Here is a 21,195-nt window from a genome sequence, read left to right on the forward strand (position 1 = left end):
TCCGGCGCGACGAGTTTTCGGCAGGGCTAGGAGTCCTTGGGGCGCGCAGCCGCGCGGAGGAAGAGGCCGCTCATCCGCCCACGGAGCCGCGCCGACTTCAAACAGAAGCTCCTCCGCGAGCGCTTCCCCGACCTCCCGAACGCCGAAGGCTGGGCGGGTTCCCTGCATTTCATTGACACGTCGAACTCCGGTCTTATCCGCATCGCCACGAAGGACGGCGGGCACGTCGAAATCCGCAACCGCCTCGCCAAGGTCTTCGGCCAGCGCGGGCAGGCGGACGCCCTCGCCGCCGCGCTGCTCGCAGCCGACGACCTCGACAGCATCGAAAGGTTGGAAGAACTCAGGAGCCTCCGCCGCAAGGGTAGCGGCGCGAGATCTCGCCGAAGCCCCGACGAGGTGCCGCAGCTTCCGCCCGACAAGGTTGAATCCCTCGCCGACAGGTGGCGTAGCCGTGGCTTCACCGAGGTGACGGAGGCCCCCGACGGCGTGTGGATCGAGGTCGGAAAATGCCGATTGCAAGATCTCGGAGACGAACTGCGAATCCACGGCCCTGCCGCGTCGGACGCCGCTGTCCGTGCCATGATTTCCAAGGCCATGGACGAGTGGGATTCCAGCTTGGAGATCTTCGGCGAACGCGCCTTCAAGGATGCCGCATGGCTTGAGGGCCAGCGCCAGGGCGTCGCGGTCTACGATCAGGCGACGGGCAAACTCTACGAGCCTTCGGAGGGAGTCCGGAAGGCGTTCGAGGGCGACCAGTTCAGAATCCGTTCCGAGGGCGATGAGATGTCCGCGATCCGGAACCACAGAGCCGTCGCCGCCTTGGTGCTCGAGGCCGCTGCCGGTGATGTCGCCGCTCTCGAAAGCTCGAAGGGAACGACCACGACCTCGCTGCCTTCGTCACGCGCCACCTTCACGACGAGCAGCGCGGCAAGTTGGCCGGGAAACCCGAGGGCGACGTCGTTGCCGCGCTCCCTACCCTCAGAGGCTACGGCAGGACCGCGCGCGAGGCCGAGGAAGCCCGCAGGAAAAAGGAAAGGCTCCCCGCACTCGGCGACGACATGGATCTTCCTCCGCCGTCGTCAGACTTGGACCATGAGGAGAGGAGGCCCCGTTGAATTTCGTGAGCCACGAAAATCAGGACGAGTCCCATGCGCTTCGGAGATACGTGTCCGCCCACGCTCATGGGCGGACCTATCCCGAGTTCGCGCGCTTCGATCCGGCAACGCAATGCTGGGTGGAATCCAATGCCACCGAGGTCGCCGGCCGATGCGACGGGAAAGCCTTCCGTCTGGTACGCCGCCCCGGCCTCCCATGGTGCCCATGGCTGGGACTGGACGCCCGCATTGCCGAAGACCACGCCCTTCAGACCTTTTTCGAATTGCGCGCCCGCGAGCCGCACGACTGGCAGCGCCTATTCAAGGAAGTCACCTGCAACCGCCGTCAGGCCCTCCGGAACTGGCGTCGCGAAGGCCTTGCTATCCTGTCCCGTGTCCGTATGCAGGAGGCGCATGGCCCGACGTGTGCTTGCCTTCCACCCTCGCCGAGGAGTTCCGGATGCCCGGCCGGGGGATGCGCTCCCTGAAAAGGTTTTGACGCTGGCCGACTAGAGCTGCCCCATTAGATTGAGCAGGCCGCCCATAGGGGTGTTCCATGTTCGAAAAGGAATCTCGACCTTGGTGTTGTCAGGGGAGGTCTTGATCAGCTTCATTCCGCCCCTTTCGAGAGCGTCGATCGCGACGTCTCCGATTGGATCGAATTCGGCCCGCTCATCCCATTCGCCAAGCCGTTCCCAGAGTTTCCTATAAGCGGTTTCGAGCTTTTCGAAATACTCGGAGAACCAATGACCGTTGAGTGCTTCGACCAGTTCGGGAAGATCGGCGATCTTCTTATCGAGGCCGTGCATCGTTCCAATCAGATAGGATGCCCATTTGATGAGGTTGCCATATAGCGGCGGGACCTCGGCAAGAACTTGGTCGATGTCGCCGTGTGTCCGATAGGACAAAATGAATTCATTCGCTGATTGGTCTGTTTCCGAGAGTGCCTTGACGAACGTGCTGACATAACCGTCCGTCGGATCTGTACCCCAGTCTGCGCTCGCCCGAGTAGCGCCGTATTCTTCCCAGCATGCATCGGTGACCTCTAGTCGGAAACGGTCGAAGTAGTTCGATGCGCCTTCACGTAAAATCACGTTCGGAAATCGGTTGTCGAATGCTGTATGCAGCATCGCATGAGCGCATTCGTGTGCAAGGGTATGGACAGCCAGCGGGAATAATTCGGACTCAGGTTCTGCAAGGCCGAGGATCGCGTGGACGTGGAAGACCAAGTGGGTTTTGAGCTTTCCGTCTCTTAGAACCGCTGGTGCCATTGCTATGCCGATTATGCCGTCTTCGTCGGTGGAGGCCGTCAAAGGTCGGAGGCCTTCAATGCCGCGATCGAGGGCGGTCAAAGCTTCATGGTAGTCCCCAGAAATGGTAACGCCATCGACCCCGCTGAGGTCCATCGATTTGCCGAGAACCCTCATCGACCCTAATACTCGATAGGCAAACTCGCGAGCTTTGTCCTCGCTCTCAAACGGGCCGCTGAGGCTAACACCAACGTTAGTTGGCAGCGTTGTAGGCTCCTCGGAATCATCGACCGTGATGGGTTCGCTATCATCAGCCATGCAGGGTAACTCCAGTGTGACCGTAAGATCGGTATCGTATTGCTTCTGTTCAAGAATATTCGCTGGTCTCTGTAAGGTCCGGGCTACGCCAAGGTGCGTTTTGCCTGCTCGGTGATCACACTTCTCAGCTCGGCTATTGAATACGGCGGGTTTCGGCGATGCACGACGTGATGACAATTTGCGCAGAGCGGCACCAGATCGCGGATCGGGTCGACCTGATAGGCTTCGCCAATCTCCGAGAGAGGCGTTAGGTGGTGAACGTGGATGAGATCGGCGCCAATCGGACCATACCTATCCTCATAGCTGAGATCGCATGCTTGGCATCGGTAGCCGAAGTGCCTGATACACTCTCGTCGAGCTTTAACGTTGCGTTCGTGTTTCGTGAGTTCGACTGTTCTTAGCTCGCCTTCGGTTAGGGCGTCAGCGGGAACGCCCAGGCTGCCGTTCGCCGGAGCAGCAGGAGGGGCGCGCCCGATTACGAAGTTCCCGGCGATTCCGGAGACGTGCATCTCCCAAATGCCCCACTGACCGATGGAAAGGCTGGATTCCGGCGGGGCGGGATGCAACTCCGATGCCATCTCTCCTGTCACCGGGTCGCGCCATAAGCGGCGCATGTCGCGATTTCGCTCATGGAGATACCACGCCGGCCACTCGCCAAGCTGGTATGCCCAGGATTCGGCACGAGCGTGACACCTGCGCGCGATGGCCAAGCATTCCGAAGCGGGTGGAACTGCTATTGAGATCCGGAAGTTGGGGCCTAGCTGATCTGGGGGTGGTGTTAAGTAGGCGTAGTTCTTCGTCTTCTTGACAAGCGACCATCCCCGCCTTGGAAGAACCACGCTCAACGTGAGGGAAGCGCCGAACCGATAGGTGTTCGGTCCATACTTCTTTGGTGCCTTCCCACTTGCACTGAACTCGATCACTTTGATCGGCCAACCTGGGGGGGTGTGGGTGCGCGCCGCTGGTTCGTCGAGTTCCCAGGTATCTGCCTCTTCTTTGGCCACGAATCTGTTTCCCGTTAGAGGGCGCTCGGTCTGGGTCTCAGGACCTAGTCGTCCTTCGACAACATGTGATCGCAGTAGTCGCAGAGTCGGGGATTGTTGACAGACTTGTTACTTATACTAAGTGACTCACCGCACCTCGCGCAGTCGCCGCCCACTGCATAGCCGCAGAAGAAGCATTTTACGGTGGTGCCTGTTTCCACATATGTGGCGTTGTAGCACTCAGGACAGTCGTGAATCGTCGGCTCCAACCCTTCCTTGGCAGCCATGTAGTCATCAATGCCGAAGCCTGCCTGCACAATTATCTCGACGGTCTTCTCTGCTGAGAAAGCATCGCCGCATGCCTTGCAGCATCCCTCAATGTCACCTGGTTCGTCGTTAGTGTCGTCTTTCTGGTAAACGAGCGACGATCTACAGTTCGGGCACGAGATATCATCGCGTTCAGCAATCTCTGGCCACCAGGGAATTTTCTGGAATGTCGCGTTGCACGAGTCTTTCAGCTTTCTGAAGAACGCGCGTTCTGCAAGCATCAAATCCCACGTGTCGCCAAGCTCGACCTTGGGCGATTTCTCCAGTATTGCGAAGAATCCTTCCACCAAAGGAAAGCAATCGGCTATCACCTGTCGTATCGCTGGTTTCGGCGTTGCAGAGTGGTAGTGCTCAAAGTCATTCCGGAGCTTCTGGAGGCCTTTGATGTCGCCAGCAGGCCATGTGAGCTTGAAACCCTTGAAGCGCTCACGGAGTTCCGCAAGGTCAATAGTCTGCTGGCCCTTCGCTGCATATGCTACCTCGCCGTCGTCGTCCAAAATGGGGGCGAACTTCGATGCAAGGATTTCCATGGGGTCGGCGTCGTCTGGCGCAGCATTCAAAAGACACTGTTTTCCAAGAAGTAGCACCCCCGCGTAGAAGTTCCGCAGCGCGCTTATCGGCCGAAGTTCGTCGTTGGATTGAAAATCCTGGATACCAAGCCTGATCGAGGCGATGGCGTTCTCGTAGATGTCACTCATCACCTATGAATCCTTGGTCCGCGTGGACAGCCATTGCGGCCACGTGGTCGAACATCTTCTTCAGATGCTTGCTCATGAGCACTTGTACGGTCTTCGGAGCCTGTCCGCTATCGTAGACGGAGCCTTCGATAGCTTCTCGGAACTGCTTCACGGCGGCGCTGGGTGTGGTTCCCGCGAGATGGGCGTAGTTGCTTGCTGACAGCAGGGCAAGCGCATGAAAGGCGTGCTCAAGAGCCAGCAGCCTCGCCAAGTCATCTTCGCCCCAATTGACGCTCATTGTTCGCTCGCTCCGCCCTGCGCGATCTCTGACCGATTCCCCCTCGCTTTTCAATGTTGACAACGGAATCCTTGGCGCTGTACACCCTTGCGTACACCAATCAGGTGTACGTTTCTTGATTCTGGCTATTTCGGTCAACGCTATTCGCGCTTTAGAATCAATGACTTAAGGGCGGACTACTCGCAAAGTCCCTCCGGGCCGAAGCAGCTTTCGAAATCATTGCATTCCAAGCAACTGGGCGCGCTGCAGAGCGAAAAACCTTCGGCCTCGCAGAGCTTGCGGTAAAAGTATTTCTTCCATTTCATGTTTTGGGTGTTGCCGGCCGCCAGCGTCGGAAAATGCGAGGCGAGCAGGCGGCCGAGGTCGTTTCGATTAAAAAGGCCAAGCTCCTGCCAGAGATGGTCATTGCGCATGGCACGCCGGGCGATGATCTTGGCGAAGCGGGCGCTCGCCGGGTCGCCATGTCGGGCATGCGCCAGCAGCAGTCCATGCAGAAGTTCTTCTTCCAGATCCGGCTCGGGCTCGCTCACCTCTTTCAAGGCAAACGCGTTGATAGGAATAGCAGGCAAACAGCGGGCCAGGACATCGCGCAGCTCGGCGCGCGAAAGTCCGGTTGCCTCCGTCGCCGTCGCCTCGCCGGCCTCGATCTCCTCGAGCGCACGTGAAAGCACACAGGCAAGTACATGCTGGTCGAACCTCCTCTCCAGCTCGATCTGCGGCCATTGGCCGGTGCTGAGCCGGGCATAGTGTTGGGCGAATATGGTGTTGTTCTCCTGGTTGTCCTATCAAGCCATTCAGCGACCGGTCGGCCGCAACATGGGCAGTTCTTCGGTATGGCACTCCGGATCGCCTCGCGTCGAGTAGTTCGGCAATTTTCGTCTGCTCCATCGGCTCTGTCACAAATTCTGTGATTGGAAGAGGCGTTTCGCGAGCCCCCGCCCTGCCGTTTGCGCATGGGGAACACTGGCGCCGGAAATGCACCCGCGGAGTTGGAGGTGGACCATGCAGGACAAACGTCGCGTGCTGAGTGCGGCCACATGGTCGACCCCATTCAAGCCCGCCAGACTCACGGTTGAATGACGTCTGATTCAGAGCGTCAGCGAGTGAGTTCCAGCGCACGTTCAGGACAGGATCGCGCGCCTCGCGATGCACGCAGCTCCTCCCCTTCCGCAACTTCAATGTCACCAGGCAGGATGTAACCCTCGTCATCAAGCTTGAAGATGTCCGGCGCTTGCACCGCGCATCGCGCGTGACCCTGGCATTTGGCATTTTGGACGATGATGCGCATGGCGCTGCCTCCATTGTCTGTGCCCCGGCTCGGGGCGGGCCTAAGACCAGTCCAGGATCAAATTTTCGATCCCGAACACATGGCCCCCAGAGGTTATCGGTGCCGTACCCTGCTTGATCCTGAAAGGTGGGATGCGCGCCAGCCACTCCTCCAGGCCAATGACAATCTCCCGCCGGGCAAGGTGTGAGCCAAGGCAACGGTGGGGACCATAGCCAAACGCTGCGTGGCGGTTGTCCTCCCGCTCCAAATCGATCGTGTTGGGGCATTCGAATTCCGCCGGGTCACGATTGGCAATCATCGTGGCGCAGGAAACATAGTCCCCCTTCCGGATCGGCGCGCCTTCGAAGTCGATATCTTTCGTAGCCACGCGGATCAACTGAATGGGCGGATAGGCCCGCAGCAATTCTTCGGTTGCAAGCGGGATGCGGTCCGGTTCGCTCCGCAGCAATTGCTGATCTTTGAGGTTGCGCGCGAGGTACGCCAAGTCAAAGCCTATAGCTGCTGCGACCGTGTCGAGCCCAGCGACGAAGACAAGCACGCCGATGCCGCGGACTTGGGTGTCCGTCAGCCGGCGGCCCTCGACCTGTGCCTGCACGATAAAGGTCATGAAATCGTCAACCGCCTCCTGGCGGCGCATGGCTGCAAGTTCGTCGATGAATGCCACGATCGTCCGGGCAGCCACAGGTCGTTCCTTATCGTCGCCGTGGAGCAGATCTTTCCCCCAGCCGACGAATGTATCGAGTCGGTCGTCGGGCAACCCCAGAAAGCGAAGAAAGGTGCTCACCGCGAAAGGAAAGGCAAAATCCTTCATCACGTCGCAGCTTGTGCCCGACGCGGCGATCCTTTCGATCAGCTCGACCGCCCGTTCGCGGACAGCCGGTTCCAAAGCCAACACCCGCTTTGGCGAAAGCAGCGGATTGAGCAGTGAGCGAAAGACGCCATGGGCCGGTGGATCGAGCTCAAGCGGGATCGTCGGCCAGTTTTCACCTAGTATGGAGGAGAAGATGCTGCGATGGCTGGAAAAAGTCTCAGCGTCCTGCAGCACCTTGCGCTGGTCCGCGGCACGGGTGATGACCCAGGTACCCCGGCCATCTTGCGTGTTGTAGCGGGAATAAAAGATCGGAGGCCCGTCATGGGCGCAAGCGACAGCTGCGTGTGGATCCCCGTTGGGCGTTTGTGACATCCCTGGTGACGTAAACAGGCTGAAGTCCCTCACCATTTCGGGCGGGACATGATCTGGAACGGGTTTGGTTGCCATTTTGCTTTCTCTACATTGGCGTTCATGGCCGATTGAGATTGCACCGCTGTTCATAAAGTCGATTTCCAGCATGGGTACGTCTCTTGTCGGGCCCCTTCTACATTCTGTCGCCCGATACAGCCCACCTGCACCAGCGCGGATGAGATCGGTTGCGAAGTCAATCAGAAGGGGCATCTCCGCCGCGCTGCGGTTATGAAGCAAAGCCCTCCCTTATCCCCGTTAGGGTTGAGAGGCTGGTCAATCACCGCTGAGCTCCGTGACGCACTGCTGATGCCCTGCTGATCAAATTGTCGAAGCAAGTCGCGTGCCGGATAGGCGTACCCATGGCGCTGCACCAAGCGATGCCAGCCTGCACTGGGCCCGCCGCCGCTAAGTTGATGATCACCTGTCCATCATTCTTAGGACAACGTCCGACAACCGACATCCACGGTCGGTTTTGTCGAGTCCGCGACATCGGGCTGTTCGGCCTGGCTGCTCCTGCACTGCCTTCCGGTCGACGAGCGAGAAGATCGCTCGCACGGCCCGGATTGAGCAACGACGCGATCCAGCGCAAGGATCGGGTGCGGTCCGACAAGACTCAGCGGCGCTTGCGCGCGATGATCGAAATTATCAACAAGGTCGAGCCGCGCTTCGGTTCGGCGCTGATGGCGTATGCGTTGTATCGCTCGCAGCCGCAGCAAGGCTTTCCGGTTAGACGGCGATGCACTCGTGCGCAGCGGTCCGCCCGGCGACGAGCTTGACTGTATCGATGCGGTCAATTCCGGCGTGCACACCTGACCGTCCGTATGCGCTACGACCTCGCAGCCGCTGTCGCAACGTGGTGCCGAGTCCTATGGCGGCCGGTTCAATCCGAGGGTCTGCCGGCACTCTACACATCCCTGTCGGTCGGACCGGGAATGCGTGGCAGGTTCTCGGCCAGAAACCGCCAGTCGCTGCGCTCGCGTTCGCCTTCCTTGCGCGTGCCGAAGAACTGGATGATCATCTTGCCGTCGGCGCCATAGGCTTCAATGGACGTGACGTGACCGTCCCTCGTCGGCTTGCGCACGGCCCAGACCTCGCGGATGTGATGGGTCCTAAGATGCAGATGGAAGGTCTCGTCGAGCACATTGATCCGCGGCCCGATCTGCTTGACCGACTTGATCGGGCCGGAATGGATCTGGATGCAACCACGATTGCCGACAAAGCACATGATCGGCATCTCGTCTTCGGCAGCCTGTTGGAACAGGGCGCCAACGGCATCATTGTCGAGCAGCCAGGCGTAATCCTCGTCGGCCATACGCATCGCCTGGCAGCGGCTGAGCTTCAGTGTCTTCAACATATGGTAGAACTGATGCACGTCGCTCAGCCGGCTCCAGTGCTCGCGTAGGTCGTCGACCGTGGCGGCTTGGTCTGGACTCACTGCGTTATCGCGCGCCCCGCTCGCCTCGACCGATATGATCGGCTCCTGGTCGGAGGATACGAGCTCTGCCGCCAGATTCTGATAGGCGTGCAGGTTCGAGGCGGGCCTGAGATGTACTTTGTGCATCGCCTCGCCGGTGGCATCAAAGAATTGCAGGCTGCGGCGGATCTCGGCTCCCTCGCGCTTCTCGACGGCGAAGCCATACGCCCACGCTTTCGGGAAGATGCGCAGGTCGATCTCGTCGCCGAGCACCATGGCATGCGGGCTGCCGGTGACCACTTTGTCGTAGACGCCGATCTTTTGGTGCACGGCACTTTGGTTGCGGGTGACCGCCATCACCTCGCCGACCGCTTCGAGGCCGGTCAGCAGATCATCGACGCGCGGCTCGATGCGCACCGCGCCGTCACCACAATGCGCCGCGACCAATTCGGCTTCCGAAATGCCCAATCGAGCGGCGAGATCATGCTCCCGGATTTCCGGATTGTCTTCGCACGCCCGCCGGATTTCGTCCGGCGACGGTTTCTCGCGCTGGTCCATGTCTTACCCCTACTTCCACCTACGTGTGAGGATCAGCTGCCCTGCCGGTGAATCTTCAGCCGATAGGGCGCGCCGTAATGCTCGACCCTGATCTGCTGCTGGCCCGTGAACAAAGTGTCGCTGGACAGCGTGCGCACGTCGTCGCACCCGCGCGAAAACCGGGGGTGCTATCGGAGCGGCGAGACCCGAGTGACACGAGCAGGCACATGCCGATGGAATCACATCGAGCCGGTCGGTGGCCACCGGGCGGTGGTGAGCAATTGTGGGTGTTGTCGCAATCGGCCAATCGGTCATTCGGATGCCACGGGCGGCGCTGCTTCGCCAAACAAAGCGTGTCTGACCCAGTCCTGACATGTTGCTCCCTTGCTTCGCCCCATCGATCGCGAGGGCACCTACGACACGATTGTGGATCGGCAGTCTCTTGCCGCCTCGCCAGTGGAGCTTCAAAAACCGTGCCAATTGCGCCGAAGCAAGCTCAGAAGAAGTCTTCTGTAATGGTCATTGGTTTAATGTGAGTTCAGCCAACAACTCAGGCCCAACATCCCGCGTGGCGGACCCGACAAACCCGACAGTACGTGTCGGTTGGCCGACACCTTCGCAGCAATGGACTCACAAGAACCACAGCAGTGTCAGAGATGCCGCGCTGTGTTGAAACATTTTTTCGCTTTGGCACGGTGCATGCAACGTGATGCGCAAGCAGGTCCCGGACTGAGGAGAATGGAGCCATGATTACGCTCACCGACAACGCTGTTGCCGCCATCAAGACTGCTCTTTCCCGCGCCAGCGAGCCGGCGGAAGGCTTTCGCATCATGGTCCAGGCCGGCGGCTGCGCCGGCTTCAAATACTTAATGGGCCTGGAGAGCGTGTCGCGCGAGGGCGACGCGATCACCGAGACAGATGGGATCAAGCTGTTCGTGGACGCGGGCTCCCAACCCCATGTCGCCGGCATGACCGTCGACTTCCTCACCGGGCTCGAATCTTCCGGCTTTGTCTTCGATAACCCCAACGCGCGCGAGAAGTGCGGCTGCGGCAAGTCCTTTAGTTGAGCGGGTCCATGAAGCGATCGCCGCCGACGGACTCTTGCGGCAGAGGAGGCTTATATGGCCGGCACAACAGATGTCCCCGTCCTCAAGAACAAGGCAAGGTCGAAGCCGATCTTGGGACCGGCAATCGCTTCCGGTAGGATGCAAAGAACGTCGCCTCCCGAAACAGTTCGGTTCCTGGTGGCACCCGAGCTGCTGGCGGCCAAATCGCGCCGCTGCGCCAAATTCGGCTTATCAATAACGTTGTCGCGTGCGGGCGTCCTTACCTGCGGGCTGACGGCGGCGACTGCGAACTTGTCCATGTCGACGCCGATCCGTTCTACGTCAAACTGTCGGGCGTCTGCGCCAGCTGCCAGTTCGGGACCATCATCATCAACCGCATGCGCCAGAGGCTCAATGAGGCGGTCTCGCGCTCGCGTCATTCTGATCAACTGAGGAATCGCACCTATGAAGCCTGTCTATCTCGACAACAACGCAACCACACGGGTCGATCCTGAGGTCGTGCAAGCGATGTTGCCGTTCTTTACGGATCAATTCGGCAACCCTTCGTCGGCGCACGCTTTTGGCGCCTCAGTCAGTGCGGCGGTGAGAAAGGCGCGGAGGCAGTTGCAAGCGCTGATCGGCGCGGAGTTCGACGACGAGATCACCTTCACCTCGGGTGGGACAGAAAGCGACAATGCAGCGCTTCTTTCGGCGCTCGAGGCGATGCCCAACCGAACCGAGATTGTGACTTCCGCGGTCGAGCACCCCGCCGTGCTGACGCTCTGCGCGCATCTTGAAAAGACCCGCCGCGTCAAGGTGCACAGGATCCCGGTGGATTGCCGTGGCCGGCTCGACCTCGACGCCTATATGGCCGCCCTCACCCCACAGGTGGCAATCGTCTCGATAATGTGGGCGAACAACGAGACTGGTGTGATCTTCCCTGTGGCCAGGCTTGCCGAGTTGGCCAAGGAAGTGGGCGCCCTTTTCCATACCGATGCTGTGCAGGCGGTCGGCAAGCTTCCGATGGACTTGAAGTCGACCGCAATCGACTTACTGTCGCTCTCCGGCCACAAGCTGCACGGGCCGAAAGGGATCGGCGCGCTTTTCGTAAAACGTGGCGTCAACTTCCACTCGCTGATCAAGGGGGGCCACCAAGAACACAACCGGCGTGCTGGCACCGAGAATACGCCCGGCATAGTCGGGCTCGGCACGGCGGCCGAACTCGCCTTGAAATTCATGGACGACGCGACCACACGGGTAAAGTCGCTCCGCGATCGCCTGGAGGGCGGGATTCTCCAGCGCATCCCAAACACCTGTGTCACTGGTGATCCCCTAGAGCGGTTGCCAAACACCGCGAACATCTCCTTCGAACATATCGAAAGTGATGGAATTCCACTTCTCCTCAGCCGCGTGGGCATCGCCTGTTCGGCCGGCTCCGCCTGTAGCTCCGGCTCCCTGGAGCCGAGCCATGTCTTGAGGGCGATGAACATGCCACATGGGGCAGTCCGCTTTTCCTTCGCGCGCGACAACGGCGAAGCGGACGTCGACCGGGCGCTCGAGGTCATGCCCGCAATCGTGGAGAGGCTGCGTGGCGTTGGCAATTCTGGGCCGGGCAAGCGAAGTGCCGAAGACCTTCAATCGGGTCTATGCTCCCGCGCCGGAAGAGCCGGTAGTCGCTCATGAACCGTCAGGTCTTTCTCAACGATACGACCTTGCGCGATGGCGAGCAGGCGCCCGGCGTCGCCTTTACCACGACGGAAAAGCTGGAGATCGCCCAGTCTCTTGCGGCGGCCGGCGTCACAGAGATCGAGATCGGCACGCCGGTCATGGGAGCCGACGAGATCGAAACAATTCGCGCCGTGGTGGCGCGGCGTCTCCCGGTTCGGCTCTTGGCCTGGTGCCGGATGACGTCGCTGGATCTCGATGCAGCGATCGAGAGCGGCGTCCACGCCGTCAATCTGTCGCTGCCTGCGTCGGACATCCAACTTTCCGCCAAGCTGGGCCTCGACAAGGCGGGAGCGCTCCAGGTCATCGAGCATATGGTCAGGCGCGCAGCCGCCACCGGCTTCTTCGTCGCGGTGGGCTGCGAGGATGCGTCGCGGGCCGATCGGGATCATATCGCCCGCGTTATCGAGACGGCTGCACACGCCGGCGCAAGCCGCGTCAGGCTAGCCGACACTGTCGGCGTTCTGGATCCCTTTTCGACCTTCGAACTTGTCGCCCAGCTCGTGGCGCAGTCTCCAATCGACCTTGAATTTCATGCGCACAACGATCTCGGACTTGCTGGCGCCAACACGCTGGCCGCGATCCGCGCAGGCGCGCGCCATGCCTCCGTCACCGTCCTGGGGCTCGGCGAGCGTGCGGGCAATGCCGCGCTGGAAGAGGTGGCCGCCGCGATGGCGGTCCTCGACGGCGCGGATACGGGCATCGAGCTGACCGCATTGCCCGACCTCGCCGCCCAGGTGGCTTGGGCCGCCCGCCGGGAGACCGCGGCCATTAAGCCGGTCGTCGGCGCCGATGTTTTCACCCACGAATGCGGCATTCACGTCGCAGGGCTGCTGAAGGACTCGCGTACTTATCAGGGGCTCGATCCGGCTCTCGTGGGCCGCTGCCGGCGTATCGTCATCGGCAAGCATTCCGGCGCCACTGCGATTGCCCATGTGCTCAGCCAAAGCGGTCGCGATCTCGACCCGGATCTGGCAGCCGCGATGGTGGCCCGCGTCCGGCGCGAAGCGGCCGAGACCAAATCGACCGTCACTGCAACTCAACTGGTCGAGCTCTACGATGGAATGTGCAGCGAGGCATCCCTCGCGGAGCTTGCGGGTCCAGGCCAGCCGTGCGCGAGCGCACCGGCACCACAGTTTTTCCGACCAGGGAGAATGCAATGAATTGTTCCGCTGACAGCCGCACCATCGATGTCACCGACATCCTCGCGCGACTGAAGCGCCTGTCGGCTGCGGAGGAGTTCTTCGCAGTCCTTGGCGTCTCCTATGACCCAAAGGTGCTGAATGTCTCGCGGCTCCATATCATGAAGCGCGTGGGCCAATACCTTGCCGAAGAAGATTTCTCCGGTCTGCCCGACCAGGTGATTGCCGCGCGGGTGCGCGCGACGCTCCAACGCGCTTACGAGGACTTCGCGATTTCCTCGCCGCTCACGCATCGGGTCTTCAAGGTGCTCAAAGACCACGATCCCAACAAACCTGCCACGCCGGGCCGCACCTTTGTCCCGTTCGACTCCGTACTGAAGCGGTTCGGAGAGGAATGACCGCGACACGGGTTGCGACGCGACAATGTCGAGAAGCCGACAAATCCGGTCATCACCACGGCGCCCTCAGAAGCAACAACCGAAGTTCTAGGAATAGGGGCACGCAAAACAATTGGCACGAATGATGCAAATCAAGGAGATGAACCGCCAAGCCCGCATCAGGACAGGAGCCTAGAGAAACCGCCAATGCACATCGTAATCTGCATCAAGCAGGTGCCGGACTCGGCACAGATACGGGTCCATCCGGTGACGAACACGATCATGCGCCAGGGTGTTCCGACCATCATCAACCCTTACGACCTGTTCGCCCTCGAAGAAGCCCTCAGACTGCGCGACGCCTATGGTGGCGAAGTCACCGTGCTCACCATGGGTCCGCCCATGGCAGAGGACGCGCTGCGAAAGGCTCTCGGTTACGGCGCCGACCGAGCGGTGCTCTTGACCGACCGCTATTTTGCCGGCTCCGACACGCTGGCGACCTCCTTCGCCCTTTCCCAGGCAATCGCGAAGGTTGGCGAGACGTTCGGCACGCCAGACCTCGTCTTCACCGGCAAGCAGACGATCGATGGCGACACCGCCCAGGTCGGGCCCGGCATCGCCAAGCGCCTCGGACTCCTGCAACTGACCTATGTCGCGAAGATCGCCTCCGTTGATATCGCTGCGCGCGAGATCAAGGTTGAGCGCCGCTCCGAAGGGGGCACACAGATGCTGAAGAGCAGGCTCCCTTGCCTGATCACCATGCTGGAAGGCACAAACGAGATCCGCCGGGGCTCGATCCAGGACGCCCTGTGCGCCGCGCGCAGCCAGGTCTTGAAATGGAGTGCGGCCGACGCCGGCATTGAGGATCTCACCAAATGCGGCCTGCGCGGTTCACCGACGGTCGTCAAGCGCGTTTTCGCGCCTCCTGCGCGAGCGGAAAAGGCGGCAAAAATCGACACCGCCGAGATGGCCTTGCGCGATGTCGCTGACGAACTCATCACGGCAATTTTCACCCGCCAGCCGGCATTGGAACATGAGCTCGCCTTCAACGGCGGCGCGTGAGAGGGCAAGGAGCAGACGATGTCGACCGCGAACCGAGAAACCCCTCGCGCTGCCGCCGGCCGTGCCGGCATAAAGAAGGAGCTGCCCGCGCATTTCAAGGACTACCGGCACGTTTGGGTTTTCATCGAGCTCGAACGCGGCCAGGTCCATCCCGTATCATTCGAACTGCTCGGCGAAGGCCGCAAGTTAGCAGACAAGCTGCAGGTCCAGCTTGCGGGCGTCGTGCTTGGACCGCCGGGAGAGGCCATCGGGAACGCCGTTGCCGAAGCGTTCGCTTATGGCGCCGACCTTGTCTACATCGTCGAGGCGCCGCTGCTCGCCGACTATCGGAACGAGCCATTCACCAAGGCGATGACGGATCTGGTCGATACCCACAAACCCGAGATCCTTCTTCTCGGTGCCACCACACTCGGCAGGGATCTTGCCGGCTCCGTGGCGACGACCTTGCAGACAGGGCTCACGGCCGACTGCACCGAACTCGATGTGGATACCGACGGTTCGCTCGCCGCCACCCGTCCGACTTTCGGCGGTTCCTTGTTGTGCACGATCTATACGCTCAATTTCCGACCCCAGATGGCGACAGTGCGACCGAGGGTCATGCCCATGCCGCAGCGGGCGGATAAACCGGTCGGGCGTGTCATCCGGCACAAGCTCTCGGTAGCCGAGGACGAGATCGTTACCAAAGTCCTCGGCTTCCTGCCGGATAGTCAGTCGGCAAAGGCAAATCTTGCCTACGCCGACGTCGTGGTTGCGGGAGGCCTCGGTCTTGGCGCGGCGGAGAACCTGCAGCTTGTGAAGAATCTCGCGCGGGCAATTGGTGCCGAGCATGGCTGTTCGCGCCCGTTGGTCCAGAAGAGCTGGATGTCGGCTGATCGGCAGATCGGCCAAACTGGCAAGACCATCCGGCCGAAGCTTTACATAGCGGCCGGGATTTCCGGCGCCGTCCAGCACCGGGTTGGCGTCGAGGGGGCGGATCTCATCGTGGCCATCAACACCGACCCGAACGCGCCGATTTTCGATTTCGCTCACCTCGGGATCGTCACCGACGCGATCCGCTTCCTGCCCGCACTGACGGAAGCCTTCACCCGGCGGCTGTCGCCCCACAGTCGCGATAAGCTTGCGAGCTAAGGATGGACATGATTGAGGAACAATTCGACGCCATTGTTATTGGGGCCGGCATGTCCGGAAATGCAGCTGCTTACACCATGGCCAGCCACGGCCTGAAGGTGCTGCAGTTGGAGCGGGGTGAATATCCGGGGTCCAAGAATGTCCAGGGTGCCATCATGTACGCGAACATGCTGGAGAAGATCATCCCGGATTTCCGGGACGATGCGCCTCTCGAGCGGCATTTGGTTGAACAACGGCTTTGGGTGATGGACGACACGTCCCACACCGGGATTCACTATCGGTCGGACGACTTCAATGAGGCGAAGCCCAACCGCTACACGATCATTCGTGCCCAGTTCGATAAATGGTTTTCGCGTAAGGTGCGCGAGGCCGGCGCGACGGTTCTGTGCGAGACGACCGTGACGGAACTCATCCGTGACGCCAAGGACAGGGTGATCGGCGTCCGCACAGACCGGGCCGGCGGAGCCATCTACGCGGACGTGGTCGTCCTCGCAGAAGGTGTCTGCGGACTGCTTGGCACGCGGGCCGGCCTGCGCGAGATGCCGAAGCCGCAAACCGTGGCGCTCGCCGTCAAGGAAATGCATTTCCTCCCCGAAGAGGTCATTGAGCAGCGGTTCGGCCTCAAAGGCGATGAAGGCTGCGTGATCGAGGCGGTGGGCACGACTTCCCGCAGCATGGCCGGGCTCGGCTTCCTCTACACCAACAAGGAGTCGATCTCACTGGGCATTGGCTGCCTCGTCTCCGACTTCGCCGCGATGGTCGAGAGCCCTTACGTCCTCCTCGACGCCTTAAAAACCCATCCTTCGATCCGGCCGCTGATTGCCGGCTCGGAAGTGAAAGAATATTCCGCGCATCTCATTCCCGAAGGCGGCTACAAGGCTATTCCGCAGCTCTTTGGCGACGGCTGGGTCGTGGTCGGCGATGCCGCGCAACTGAACAACGCCATTCACCGCGAGGGTTCGAACCTCGCCATGACCTCCGGCCGCATCGCGGCTGAGGCAATCGTCGAGGTCAAGAGCCGCAACGGTCCTATGACCAAACGGAATCTCGCCCTTTACAAAGCCATGCTGGACAAGACCTTCGTGGTCAAGGACCTAAGGAAATACAAAGACATGCCGGCCTTGCTTCACACCAATTCCTGCAATTACTTCACGACCTATCCGCGGTTGATGTCGCAAGCCGCGCAGAACTTCATGCGTGTCGACGGGACGCCGAAGATCGAGAAGGAAAAGGCCACGACGGCGGCCTTCATCAAGGCGCGCTCGCGCTGGGGGCTGGTCAGCGACGCGGTCCGCCTTGCATTGGCGTGGCGCTGAGGGGAGACGAAATGACGATCGCAGTGACGAAGTCACGTGTCGAGGACAAGCTTTACCAGAACCGCTACTTGGTGGATTCCGGCCGTCCGCATATCAAAGTGCTACCGCACGATACGCCAAGCGCGAACTTGCTCGCGCTGACCCACGTCTGCCCGGCGAAATGCTATGAGTTGAACGACAAAGGTCAAGTGGAGATCACCGCCGACGGCTGCATGGAGTGCGGCACCTGCCGGATTTTGTGCGAGACCACTGGCGAGATCGAGTGGAACTATCCACGCGGCGGCTTCGGAGTCCTCTTCAAATTTGGATGACAGAGGCACTCACCGTATCAACAGGGTCAATCTTGGTAGACCTGAGATCGCGACCAACGCCAAGTCTATCTCTGCTGGAATCGCCTCGCAATGAAGAGAAGCTCGTGAATACTGTGCTTTCATAATTCAGATCCAAAAGGAGGAGCACTCTGGACGACAACCCCTGAGGTGTTTCCATGGCTCACGTACCGCAAGATCGGGTCGACGAGGTAGGACCTCGGGATACCCACCCTGAACCGCCCATCAAAAGCATGCCCCAAGCAGATATCGCGCTCAGGGGACTCTACGAGATATCGAAGGTGCTGACCGCCCCCAGCGAGCTGGAGACTACGCTCGCCAATGTCGTGAACATCCTGCCTTCGTTTCTGCAGATGCGTCACGGAGCAATCGTCGTCCTGGACGCTGAAGGAGAGCCGGAGATTGCCGCAACTGCCGGCAATACCCATGCACCTCAATCAGGCACTCGCCGCGTCATACCACAGGCCGTAACAGATCAAATCGTCGCTACGGGAACGCCGCTCTTCATACCGGACGTCCGCAAGTCCCAACTATTCCCGGCTGACCTTCAAACGTCTTCGAGCAGCGGCACCATCCCAATTGCCTTTATCGGTATCCCGCTAAAGGCTGATCATAAGATCCTTGGGACATTGTCGATCGACCGCGCCGGAGACGGCGCCACCGACTTTCGCGACGACGAGGACACATACTTCCTGACGATGGTCGCGAATCTTGTCGGCCGGACCATCCGTCTCCATCGCATCCTGAGTACAGATCGTCAGCGGTCTGTCCATGAGCAATGGAGACCGGAGAAATCGCCCAACGAGGGTAGGACCTACGACCCTGCCCGGCATGCGGATGTCAAAATCGACGGGTTCATCGGGGAAAGCCCCGCACTCAAGCAGGTGCTCGAAACCGTCTCGGTCGTAGCAGGGACTAATTCCACCGTGCTTCTGCGGGGTGAAAGCGGTACCGGCAAGGAATTCTTTGCGCAGGCCATCCATAAGCTCTCACGTCGGAGAAAGAAGTCTTTCGTCAAATTGAACTGCGCCGCACTGTCTGAAAGCGTTCTGGAGTCAGAACTGTTTGGGCATGAAAAGGGCGCTTTCACGGGTGCTATCTCCCAGCGCGCCGGTCGTTTTGAATTGGCAAATGAGGGAACGCTGCTACTTGATGAAATCGGCGAGATTTCGCCGGCCTTTCAAGCCAAGCTGTTGCGTGTCTTGCAGGAAGGCGAGTTGGAGCGAGTCGGCGGCACCAAAACGCTACAGTTCGACGTGCGCCTCATATGCGCCACCAACAAGGACCTCGAGAAGGCCGTCATAAAAGGGGAGTTCAGGGCCGACCTTTATTACCGCATCAATGTGGTGCCAATTATCCTGCCTCCGCTCAGAGAGCGACCCGGCGATATTCCACGCCTTGCGAACGCCTTCCTCAACCGATTCAACAAGGAGAACGATCGCGCACTCGCCTTCGCGCCGTCGGCGCTTGAACTAATCTCGCAATGCTACTTCCCTGGTAACGTCCGCGAGCTGGAGAACTGCGTCCAAAGGACGGCCACACTTGCGCGTTCAAGGACGATCACGCCATCCGATTTCGCCTGTAAGAAGAGCCAGTGCCTTTCCTGGCTCCTCTGGAAGCGAGCCGACCGCTCGAATGGCGGCAATGCCATCGACGATCTCGCACGGGTCAACGCAGTGCCGGTCGAATTGCGGCTGCCGGCCAGTCGCATCGGTGCCTCCGCAGGCAAGGTATCTCCCCTTACGGCCGGCGATCCGAACGATCCCGCTTGTCCCCCGCGTCTGACGGAACGCGACCGGCTGATCGACGCGATGGACAAGGCCGGTTGGGTTCAGGCCAGGGCGGCTCGTATCCTCGGCCTCACGCCGCGGCAAATCGGCTACGCCCTGCGCCGGCATGGTATCGAGGTGAAGAAATTCTAGACGTCGTGATGACGTCAAACGTAAGCCCGGAGTAGTCTCCCTCACACTCTGCGCGCCCAAGGCTGGTAGCCTTCGCGACCCGATTTGCTTGTCCACTGTCGGAAGCCCGACAAAGGTGTGTCGGAGCAATCCGACGGAATCCGACACGAAGCCAATTCGTGAACCAAAACCGCTCTTTGAGCTGGCATAGCTCTTGCGGTTTGAACTGCGACATTCACCCAGCAACGGAGCCGTTCGATGTCCGCACCGGCAATTTCGCTTGAGAGCCTCAGCACGACATTCGATGACCAGTTGCTTGCCACCGTGAAAGCCGGTGGCTGCGCGTCTTCGTCCTGCGGCTCGTCGATAAAGCCGGACGACACGGATCCGGCTGTCTGGGAGAAGATCAAGGATCACCCCTGCTTTTCAGAAGAGGCGCATCACTATTTCGCGCGCATGCACGTCGCGGTCGCGCCCGGCTGCAATATCCAGTGCAACTACTGCAATCGCAAATATAACTGCGCCAACGAAAGCCGGCCTGGGGTGGTCTCCGAAAAGCTGACGCCCGACCAGGCGCTACGCAAGGTGGTCGCGGTCGCCAACGAGGTGCCGCAACTCTCCGTGCTCGGCATCGCCGGACCGGGCGATGCCTGTTACGACTGGAAGAAGACGAAGGCAACGTTCGAACGAGTCGCCAGGGAAATCCCAGACATCAAGTTTTGCATCTCCACGAATGGGCTCGCGCTGCCGGACCATGTCGATGAGCTTGCCGACATGAATGTCGATCACGTGACGATCACCATCAACATGGTCGACCCTGAGGTCGGTGCAAAGATCTATCCTTGGATCTTTTACGACCATCGCCGCTACGTCGGCATCGAAGCCGCCCGGATCCTGCACGAGCGGCAGATGTTGGGCCTGGAGATGCTGACCGCGCGCGGTATCCTCACCAAAATCAATTCGGTGATGATCCCCGGCGTGAACGATGAGCATCTGATCGAGGTGAATAGATGGGTCAAGGAGCGGGGCGCGTTCCTGCACAACCTCATGCCGCTGATTTCGGACCCGGCGCACGGCACGCACTACGGACTGAGCGGGCAACGCGGCCCAAACGCAATGGAGATGAAGGCTCTTCAGGATCGTGTCGAAGGCGGCGCCCAGTTGATGCGCCACTGCCGGCAGTGCCGGGCAGATGCCGTCGGCCTGCTCGGTGAGGATCGTGGCCAGGAATTCACACTCGACCGGATTCCCGGCGAGGTCACCTACGATGCCAGGAATCGCAAGGCCTATCGGGAGCTGGTCGCGGAGGAGCGCCGTGATCACGTGGCGGCTAGGAGAGAAGCGATCGGATTGGTCAAGGCAGCGAGCCCCGGCAAGTCCCTTCTCTTCGCGGTGGCGACCAAGGGCGGCGGCCGCGTCAATCAACATTTCGGCCATGCGAAGGAATTCCAGGTTTATCAAGCCTCGCCGAGAGGGATCAGTTTTGTCGGGCATCGCAAGGTCGAGCAGTATTGTCTCGGCGGCTCGGGCGGAGAAGCCGCCCTGGATGGCGTCATCGCTGCGCTTGAGGGCATAGATGTCGTGCTGTGCGCCAAGATCGGAAACTGCCCGCAGGATCAGCTCGCCGACGCTGGTATCCAAGCCACCGACGCATATGCCCACGACTATATCGAGACCGCAATCAGCGCGATTTACGCGGCCGCGTCTGGGACCCCCGCACTCGCGGCGACGGCCTGAGCGCGTCTCATCCATTCGGACCAGGAG

Annotated in this window: 21 protein-coding genes and 1 pseudogene; 13 read left to right on the forward strand and 9 right to left on the reverse strand. The window is 60.4% G+C overall.

The window, feature by feature from the left end:
* Nucleotides 1–486 precede the first annotated feature (486 nt).
* A complete protein-coding gene (locus NKJ35_RS08885; RefSeq protein ID WP_352646668.1) occupies nt 487–1,593 on the forward strand; it encodes an LPD7 domain-containing protein in 1,107 nt (368 codons plus the stop codon).
* 10 nt (nt 1,594–1,603) lie between these two features.
* On the opposite strand, the gene NKJ35_RS08890 is transcribed toward NKJ35_RS08885, so the two are convergent.
* The 7 genes from NKJ35_RS08890 to NKJ35_RS08920 all read right to left on the reverse strand — a co-directional run bounded on the left by NKJ35_RS08890 (nt 1,604) and on the right by NKJ35_RS08920 (nt 7,493).
* Nucleotides 1,604–2,662, reverse strand: coding sequence for a hypothetical protein (locus NKJ35_RS08890; protein ID WP_352646393.1), 1,059 nt, complete (start codon nt 2,660–2,662; stop codon nt 1,604–1,606).
* 83 nt (nt 2,663–2,745) lie between these two features.
* The gene (locus NKJ35_RS08895) at nt 2,746–3,666 is read right to left on the reverse strand and encodes an HNH endonuclease (RefSeq protein WP_352646394.1); all 921 of its coding nucleotides are present in this window, start codon (nt 3,664–3,666) and stop codon (nt 2,746–2,748) included.
* A 44-nt stretch (nt 3,667–3,710) separates the two neighbouring features.
* Nucleotides 3,711–4,670: a hypothetical protein gene (locus NKJ35_RS08900; RefSeq protein ID WP_352646396.1), complete on the reverse strand. Its 960-nt coding sequence runs from the start codon at nt 4,668–4,670 to the stop codon at nt 3,711–3,713.
* On the reverse strand, nt 4,663–4,947 hold the full coding sequence (locus NKJ35_RS08905) for a hypothetical protein (RefSeq protein WP_095091031.1): 285 nt from the start codon (nt 4,945–4,947) through the stop codon (nt 4,663–4,665). The genes NKJ35_RS08900 and NKJ35_RS08905 overlap by 8 nt, the downstream gene beginning before the upstream one ends.
* A 176-nt stretch (nt 4,948–5,123) precedes the next feature.
* Complete coding sequence (locus tag NKJ35_RS08910; protein WP_352646670.1) at nt 5,124–5,708, reverse strand: nitrogen fixation protein NifQ; 585 nt, start codon at nt 5,706–5,708, stop codon at nt 5,124–5,126.
* A 335-nt stretch (nt 5,709–6,043) separates the two neighbouring features.
* Nucleotides 6,044–6,235, reverse strand: a complete 192-nt coding sequence (locus NKJ35_RS08915) for a ferredoxin (protein WP_352646397.1) — start codon at nt 6,233–6,235, stop codon at nt 6,044–6,046.
* Nucleotides 6,236–6,275: 40 nt separating this feature from the next.
* Nucleotides 6,276–7,493 (reverse strand): cytochrome P450, encoded by a 1,218-nt coding sequence (locus NKJ35_RS08920; protein ID WP_352646672.1) that lies wholly within the window; start codon nt 7,491–7,493, stop codon nt 6,276–6,278.
* Nucleotides 7,494–7,929: 436 nt separating this feature from the next.
* On the opposite strand from NKJ35_RS08920, the pseudogene NKJ35_RS08925 reads away from it, so the two are divergent.
* Nucleotides 7,930–8,270, forward strand: a pseudogene (locus tag NKJ35_RS08925) (hypothetical protein).
* Between the two features lie 91 nt (nt 8,271–8,361).
* Here the strand turns inward: NKJ35_RS08925 and NKJ35_RS08930 are convergent.
* Nucleotides 8,362–9,429, reverse strand: a complete 1,068-nt coding sequence (locus NKJ35_RS08930; RefSeq protein ID WP_352646399.1) for a hemin-degrading factor — start codon at nt 9,427–9,429, stop codon at nt 8,362–8,364.
* Nucleotides 9,430–9,461: 32 nt separating this feature from the next.
* A complete protein-coding gene (gene hemP, locus NKJ35_RS08935; RefSeq protein ID WP_023678236.1) occupies nt 9,462–9,566 on the reverse strand; it encodes a hemin uptake protein HemP in 105 nt (34 codons plus the stop codon).
* Between the two features lie 588 nt (nt 9,567–10,154).
* Between hemP and NKJ35_RS08940 the strand changes: the two genes are divergently transcribed.
* The 11 genes from NKJ35_RS08940 (at nt 10,155) to nifB (ending at nt 21,168) form a co-directional block, all read left to right on the forward strand.
* Nucleotides 10,155–10,475, forward strand: a complete 321-nt coding sequence (locus tag NKJ35_RS08940; RefSeq protein ID WP_023678237.1) for a HesB/IscA family protein — start codon at nt 10,155–10,157, stop codon at nt 10,473–10,475.
* A gap of 263 nt (nt 10,476–10,738) precedes the next feature.
* Complete coding sequence (locus NKJ35_RS08945; RefSeq protein WP_352646674.1) at nt 10,739–10,969, forward strand: NifU family protein; 231 nt, start codon at nt 10,739–10,741, stop codon at nt 10,967–10,969.
* Nucleotides 10,920–12,137, forward strand: a complete 1,218-nt coding sequence (gene nifS / locus NKJ35_RS08950) for a cysteine desulfurase NifS (RefSeq protein ID WP_352646400.1) — start codon at nt 10,920–10,922, stop codon at nt 12,135–12,137. The genes NKJ35_RS08945 and nifS overlap by 50 nt, the downstream gene beginning before the upstream one ends.
* Nucleotides 12,134–13,342 carry a homocitrate synthase gene (nifV, locus tag NKJ35_RS08955; RefSeq protein ID WP_352646401.1) on the forward strand — a complete coding sequence of 403 codons (1,209 nt, stop codon included), beginning with the start codon at nt 12,134–12,136 and terminating at the stop codon, nt 13,340–13,342. The genes nifS and nifV overlap by 4 nt, the downstream gene beginning before the upstream one ends.
* Nucleotides 13,339–13,719 (forward strand): nitrogenase stabilizing/protective protein NifW, encoded by a 381-nt coding sequence (gene nifW / locus NKJ35_RS08960; protein WP_352646402.1) that lies wholly within the window; start codon nt 13,339–13,341, stop codon nt 13,717–13,719. The genes nifV and nifW overlap by 4 nt, the downstream gene beginning before the upstream one ends.
* Nucleotides 13,720–13,905: 186 nt before the next feature.
* Nucleotides 13,906–14,757, forward strand: coding sequence for an electron transfer flavoprotein subunit beta/FixA family protein (locus tag NKJ35_RS08965; RefSeq protein WP_352646403.1), 852 nt, complete (start codon nt 13,906–13,908; stop codon nt 14,755–14,757).
* An 18-nt stretch (nt 14,758–14,775) separates the two neighbouring features.
* Nucleotides 14,776–15,885: an electron transfer flavoprotein subunit alpha/FixB family protein gene (locus NKJ35_RS08970; RefSeq protein WP_352646404.1), complete on the forward strand. Its 1,110-nt coding sequence runs from the start codon at nt 14,776–14,778 to the stop codon at nt 15,883–15,885.
* An 8-nt stretch (nt 15,886–15,893) separates the two neighbouring features.
* Nucleotides 15,894–17,201, forward strand: a complete 1,308-nt coding sequence (locus NKJ35_RS08975; RefSeq protein WP_352646675.1) for an FAD-binding protein — start codon at nt 15,894–15,896, stop codon at nt 17,199–17,201.
* A gap of 11 nt (nt 17,202–17,212) precedes the next feature.
* The gene (locus NKJ35_RS08980) at nt 17,213–17,512 is read left to right on the forward strand and encodes a ferredoxin family protein (protein WP_352646405.1); all 300 of its coding nucleotides are present in this window, start codon (nt 17,213–17,215) and stop codon (nt 17,510–17,512) included.
* Nucleotides 17,513–17,688: 176 nt separating this feature from the next.
* Nucleotides 17,689–19,452 carry a nif-specific transcriptional activator NifA gene (nifA, locus tag NKJ35_RS08985; RefSeq protein WP_352646406.1) on the forward strand — a complete coding sequence of 588 codons (1,764 nt, stop codon included), beginning with the start codon at nt 17,689–17,691 and terminating at the stop codon, nt 19,450–19,452.
* Nucleotides 19,453–19,689: 237 nt separating this feature from the next.
* Nucleotides 19,690–21,168, forward strand: coding sequence for a nitrogenase cofactor biosynthesis protein NifB (gene nifB / locus NKJ35_RS08990; RefSeq protein ID WP_352646407.1), 1,479 nt, complete (start codon nt 19,690–19,692; stop codon nt 21,166–21,168).
* Nucleotides 21,169–21,195 lie beyond the last annotated feature (27 nt).

This window comes from Mesorhizobium sp. M0136 (assembly GCF_040322515.1).
Classification (GTDB): domain Bacteria; phylum Pseudomonadota; class Alphaproteobacteria; order Rhizobiales; family Rhizobiaceae; genus Mesorhizobium.